Source organism: Candidatus Nanopelagicales bacterium (genome assembly GCA_018003655.1).
Lineage (GTDB): Bacteria > Actinomycetota > Actinomycetes > S36-B12 > UBA10799 > JAGNDY01.
On the sequence record JAGNDY010000085.1, the window covers coordinates 1 to 5,408 of the forward strand.

General features: G+C 63.5%; 7 protein-coding genes. 6 read left to right on the top strand and 1 reads right to left on the bottom strand.

From position 1 onward, the window contains the following. The 3 genes from KAZ48_09705 to KAZ48_09715 form a co-directional block, all read left to right on the top strand. On the top strand, positions 1 to 422 hold a 422-nt coding region (locus tag KAZ48_09705; GenBank protein MBP7973064.1), incomplete at its 5' end, for a hypothetical protein. Beyond that, the gene (locus tag KAZ48_09710) at positions 409 to 1,392 is read left to right on the top strand and encodes an FAD:protein FMN transferase (protein MBP7973065.1); all 984 of its coding nucleotides are present in this window, start codon (positions 409 to 411) and stop codon (positions 1,390 to 1,392) included. The genes KAZ48_09705 and KAZ48_09710, both read left to right, overlap by 14 nt. After that, complete coding sequence (locus tag KAZ48_09715) at positions 1,389 to 2,111, top strand: ferric reductase-like transmembrane domain-containing protein (protein ID MBP7973066.1); 723 nt, start codon at positions 1,389 to 1,391, stop codon at positions 2,109 to 2,111. The genes KAZ48_09710 and KAZ48_09715 overlap by 4 nt, the downstream gene beginning before the upstream one ends. Here the strand turns inward: KAZ48_09715 and KAZ48_09720 are convergent. Further along, positions 2,041 to 3,018: an ABC transporter ATP-binding protein gene (locus KAZ48_09720; protein ID MBP7973067.1), complete on the bottom strand. Its 978-nt coding sequence runs from the start codon at positions 3,016 to 3,018 to the stop codon at positions 2,041 to 2,043. The two genes, KAZ48_09715 and KAZ48_09720, sit on opposite strands and share 71 nt — an antisense overlap. Before the next feature lie 30 nt (positions 3,019 to 3,048). On the opposite strand from KAZ48_09720, the gene KAZ48_09725 reads away from it, so the two are divergent. Genes KAZ48_09725 through KAZ48_09735 form a run of 3 tightly spaced genes read left to right on the top strand, consistent with a single transcriptional unit; the run spans position 3,049 to position 5,377 of the window. Beyond that, a complete protein-coding gene (locus KAZ48_09725) occupies positions 3,049 to 3,762 on the top strand; it encodes an ABC transporter permease (protein MBP7973068.1) in 714 nt (237 codons plus the stop codon). Continuing rightward, a complete protein-coding gene (locus KAZ48_09730; protein ID MBP7973069.1) occupies positions 3,759 to 4,442 on the top strand; it encodes an ABC transporter permease in 684 nt (227 codons plus the stop codon). The genes KAZ48_09725 and KAZ48_09730 overlap by 4 nt, the downstream gene beginning before the upstream one ends. Continuing rightward, positions 4,439 to 5,377, top strand: coding sequence for an ABC transporter substrate-binding protein (locus KAZ48_09735; protein ID MBP7973070.1), 939 nt, complete (start codon positions 4,439 to 4,441; stop codon positions 5,375 to 5,377). The genes KAZ48_09730 and KAZ48_09735 overlap by 4 nt, the downstream gene beginning before the upstream one ends. The last annotated feature ends 31 nt before the right edge of the window (positions 5,378 to 5,408 follow it).

The following is a 5,408-nucleotide window of genomic DNA, read 5'->3' on the forward strand; positions in this document are numbered from 1 at the left end:
GGTCCGCTGTCACAGGGCAGGATGGTTCGGTCGTTGTTCCGGCCGCCTTGCCCGGAGCGGACGCGGCGGCCCGAGCTGCCAAGTCCAAGGCACGCGCCGAGGCCCGGGCGGCGAAGCGCAAGGCCGCAAGAAAACGCGCGGCCCGCAAGAAGCGCTTGCAGCAATCCTGGAGTGCTGCCTCCTCGTATGGCGCCAGTTCAGGGTCGACCAACAGCAATTCCGCCGGCGGTTCAGGTTCGAGCGGCAACTATTCCTCTGGTGGGTCGTCATCAGGTGGCTACTCGTCCGGAGGCTCAGGCGGGAACTCCTCGGGCGGTTCGAGTAGTAGCGGCGGTTCGACCGGCTCAACGAGTTCCGGCTCGACGAGTTCCGGCTCGACTAGCTCTGGCGGCAGCAACGGATCGAGCCGTGGTTCGCACTGACAGCGCTACCACCGAGGCTGCCCGAGTGTTCCAACAGGTCGGGTTCGTCGCGATGGGGTGCGAATGCAATCTCACGGTTGTGGCCGAGCCAGGGGAGTCACCTGCTGGCGTCGAACTGTTGAGTCGTCGGGCAGTCGCCCGCGTGCAAGACCTCGACGCAAAGTGGAGTCGGTTCCGGGCGGATTCAGAGATCTCTGAACTGAACCGTTCGACCGGACGCCCAGTCCACGTCAGTTCCGACACGGTGGCGCTCGTCCGCGCGCTCGTTGAGGCGTGGCGGGCTACGGCCGGGGCATTTGACCCGACCCTGTTACCGCTCCTGCTCGCCGGCGGCTACGCGCGTTCGCGCCGCAATCCGGAGCTGGTCACCGCATTACCGGCCCACGTGGTTGCACCCGGCAGGCCAGGGGACGTAGTCGTCTTCGAGGAAACCGGTGACGTGGTACTTCCGTTCGGAACCACGCTGGACTCCGGTGGACTCGGCAAGGGTCTTGCCGCGGACTGGGTTGCTCAGCAAGTGATGGATGGCGGCGCCATCGGGGTGCTCGTTGACATCGGCGGAGACCTGCGGGTGATGGGCCGTCCTCCCCGAGGCGACGCCTGGCGGATCACTTTGGCGGCCGATCAATCTGTCGTCGTTCTGCGCGACGGTGGCGTGGCAACTTCCTGTCGCTTGACCCGGCAACAACTCGGTAGTGGCACCGCGCAGCGCGTCCCCCGTTTGCGTCATGACCTCATCAACCCGTACCTGGCTGATGCCAGCCGCAACTCAGTAACCACCGTGTCCGTCGTTGCCGGAACCGCTGCCTGGGCAGAGGCGATGACCAAGCTGCCATTCGTGCTCGGTCGGACAGCTGGTTTGAGCGCGTTAAACCAGCGCGCGGTAGCAGCATCCACGTGGACTGATGGGGTCGACGACTTGCCCCACTGCACCAGCACCTGGTGGAACTACCTGGAGGTAGCGCAATGACGGTGAATGTCAACGAACATCTGTTCTGGTACCTATCCAGGGCGTCCGGAATCGTCGGTTGGGTCCTCATCACCGTCGCGGTCATTTGGGGGGTGGTGCTCTCAACTGGAATCTTGCGCGATCGAGATCGACCGGGGTGGGTGCTCGACCTCCATCGGATGCTTGGCGGACTCGCGTTCGCGGTCCTGGTCGTTCACGTCGGCGCGCTGTTGTTCGACCCGGTTGTGCCCTTCAGCGTCAGTGATGCACTGGTGCCGTTCGCATCGGCGTGGAAGCCGTGGGCGGTCGCATTCGGGATCGTCGGCTTCTACTTGTTGATCCTGATCGAACTCTCGTCATTCGCGCGCCGCAAGATGAGTCTGCGCACCTGGCGTGCCATCCACATGTCGGCGTGGGCAGTCGCGCTGCTTGGTGCGATTCATGCCGGGCTCGGCGGAACTGACGTCAGCAATCGCGTCTATCGAATCGCGGCACTGTCGTTGATCGGTTTGACCTGTCTGGCGGCTGTGCTGCGGCTGTTGGTCTCGCGGTCACCGTCGTCACGCAAACTGCGTGTCCATCGGCGCATGGATGGCGATCGACCAGGCACCGCAAGCGATCCGGGCGCAGTCGACCCGGAAGCGACAGACGAGTTACTCGCCGAGCGATCTATGCAACCGACGACGACGGTAGGTCATCGGTCGAGATACGCAGAGCCCGGAACACGCCGTCCATCGTAAGGACGCCGTCCGGGTTTGCCGGATCTCCGACCGACACGCGACCCACGGGCGAATCGAGCAACACCGCGAGGGCCTCGCGCAGGGAACAGTCCGCGGGGACGTTGTCCAGCGACGATGCTTCCGGCCCGGCGGCCTCGAGTTCCCCTGACTCCACTGGGGTGACGGCCAGCAGTTTGAGCGAGCGATCCGTGCCGGTGAACTCGGCGACGAACGGCGTCGCCGGGTTGGCCAGCACCTCGGCTGGCGCGGCGTATTGCTCCAGGTAACCACCCGGGCGCATGACCGCGATCCGGTCGCCGAGACGGACGGCCTCGTCGATGTCGTGCGTGACGATGACGACGGTCTTGCGGACCCGCTCCTGTAACGCGAGGAACTGGTCCTGCAGGCGAGCCCGAGCGATGGGATCCACCGCGCCGAATGGCTCGTCCATCAACAGCACTGGGGGATCGGCGGCGAGTCCGCGGGCAACGCCGACGCGCTGCCGTTGGCCGCCGGACAGCTGGTGGGGGTATCGGTTGCCGAACTCCTCCGCCGGTAGCCCGACGAGTTCGAGCATCTCGTCAACGCGATCGTCGACCCGTTTCTTGTCCCACTTGAGCAGGTTGCAGACCGTCGCGATGTTCCTGCGGACGGTCTGGTGCGGGAATAGGCCGATCTGCTGAATGACGTAACCCATGCCCAGCCGAAGCTCGCGCAGTGGCACGGTCATGACGTCGCGGCCATCCACCAGCACGCGGCCGGTGGTCGGCTCCTGCAGACGGTTGATCATCCGCATGGTGGTGGTCTTGCCACAACCCGACGCCCCAACGAGGACGCAGACCTCGCCCTTGTTCACCTGCAGATCCAGCGGGTGGACTGCAACTGTTCCATCGGGATAGGTCTTTGAGGCACCTTCAAAGGTAATCATCGGCTCGTTGCTAGTAGTAGCGTTCATCGCGTGCCTCCCTTCAGCGCTGCTTTGATGGCTGCCGGTGCCACCGTTGAGCCTGCGCCGAATCCCTGGTTCAGCTGGTCGTATGTCACATCACACACCACTCAACTGCTTGAAGCCGGTCAGCAGCACATCTTGCTGACGCTCACCTCAGTGCTGTTGGCGATGGTCGTCGCCTTTCCACTTGCACTGCTGGTTAGACGCTACCCGCGTTTGGAGGCTCCTGTCCTGGCGCTCGGCGGTGTGCTTTACACAATTCCTTCGCTCGCGCTGATCTCGGTGCTATGGCCGGTATTTGGTCTGTCTCCCTGGACGGTCGTTGTTGCGTTGGCGCTGTATGCGTTCTTGGTGGTGTTGCGCAACTCCGTGGTCGGACTCAAAGGCGTCCCATCGGATGCGGTTGATGCAGCCCGCGGGATGGGCTACAGCAAGGTGCGGATCCTCACCCGAGTCGAGGTTCCACTGGCCACGCCGACAATCCTGGCTGGTGTCCGAATCGCCACAGTGACGACCGTGGGGCTGGTCACGATTGGCGCATTGGTGGGCTACGGCGGCTTTGGGTCGCTGATCTACAGCGGCTTCCTGCAGAACTTCTGGCACGCGCAAATCATGACCGCAACGATCGCGTGCGTGCTGCTCGCAGTCGTGTTGGAAGGGCTGCTGCAATTGGTTGAGCGGCTGCTCACACCGTGGACCCGGACAGTTCGGGGGTCCGCATGAGCTTGTGGGAATGGTTCACCGATCCAGCGCACTGGAGCGGGCCAAACGGCATCCCGGTGCGGTTCTGGCAGCAGTTGGCGATCTCCGGCATCGCCATGGCCGTGGCACTGGTCATCGCCTTGCCGCTGGGAATCTTTCTGGGGCACAAGCAGAAGGGTGGTGTCCTGGCGATCAACGTCGGCAATATCGGTCGGGCGATTCCGACCTTCGGCGTGCTGGTGATCTTTGCCGCCTGGGCTCCCGTTGGTGTCGGCAACACGGCCGCGATCCTGGCGCTCATCGTCTTCGCCATCCCCCCGCTGCTGACCAACTCCTACATCGGGGTTCGCGATATCGATGAGGAGATCCGTGGCGCCGCCCGGGGCATGGGTTTCAGCGGAATGCTGATGCTCCGCAAAGTCGAGCTTCCCAACGCTGTGCCGCTTATCGCTGCTGGCATCCGAACAGCGACGGTTCAGGTCGTCGCGACGGCATCCTTGGCGGCGTTGGTTGGCGGCGGTGGGCTAGGTGCGTATGTGGTCGAAGGCTTCGCGATTCAAGACGACACCCTGCTCATTGCCGGCGCGATCCTGACAGCCCTACTGGCAATCATGACCGAGGTTGTCCTGGCATTCCTGCAACGTCGGGCGACGCCGAAGGGATTGCGGATGCGGGACACGATGCTGGCGGAGACCTCATGAGTACGACAGCGACCCGCCGCGCCTGGTGGACCAAGATCAGTGCCGCCGTCGCTGGCCTACTCGTGGTTACCGGTGTGGTCGCCAGCTGCGGGCTCAGTGGGACAGGTCTTCAGATTGGCTCGACGAACTTCACCGAGAGCCGCATCCTGGCCAACATGTACCTGCTGGTGCTGGAGAACGCCGGCGTCGATGCGCAGGTCAAAGAACTGACGACTCGAGAGATTGTCGAGCCTGCGCTTGAGAGCGGACAACTCCAGATCACCCCGGACTACCTGGGAACCTTCACGGAGTTCCTCAACGCAAAAGTCAACGGCCCAAACGCGACGCCGGTCGCCTCGAGCGACGTCGAATCGACGCTCAAGGCTGGCCGGGCACTTGCCGAACCGCGAGGTCTGTCCATCCTCACTCCGGCTGCCGCGCAGGACCAGAATGCCTTCGCCGTCACGACGCAGTACGCCAAGAAACACAATCTCAAGACGTTGTCGCAGATGGGTACGTTCTCGCAGCGCAACTCCGTGGTCCTTGGTGCAGGCGCCGAGTGTCCAACTCGACCAGCGTGCGAGCCGGGGTTGAAGAAGACCTATGGCATCAAGTTCGCCAGTTTCGTCAGCCTCGACTCAGGTGGACCGCTGACGGTTCAAGCCCTGCTCCAGGACAAGATTCAACTCGGCTTGGTCTTCTCATCCTCGGGTTCGGTTGCGGCCTACAACCTGGTTCTGCTGGACGACGACAAGAAGCTGCAGACCGCTGACAACGTCGTCCCGGTGGTGAACACCAAAGCGCTCACGCCAACGATCCGGACTGCCCTCGACGGCATTTCAGCGAAGCTGAAGACGCAGGACTTACAGGAACTCAACGCCGAGGTTGATCTGCAGCGCAAAGACCCGCGCGAGGTTGCCAAGACTTGGCTGCAGCAGCAGGGTTTGCTGCGGTAACGCTTCGTCCCGAGCCGCCGACCTCTCCGCG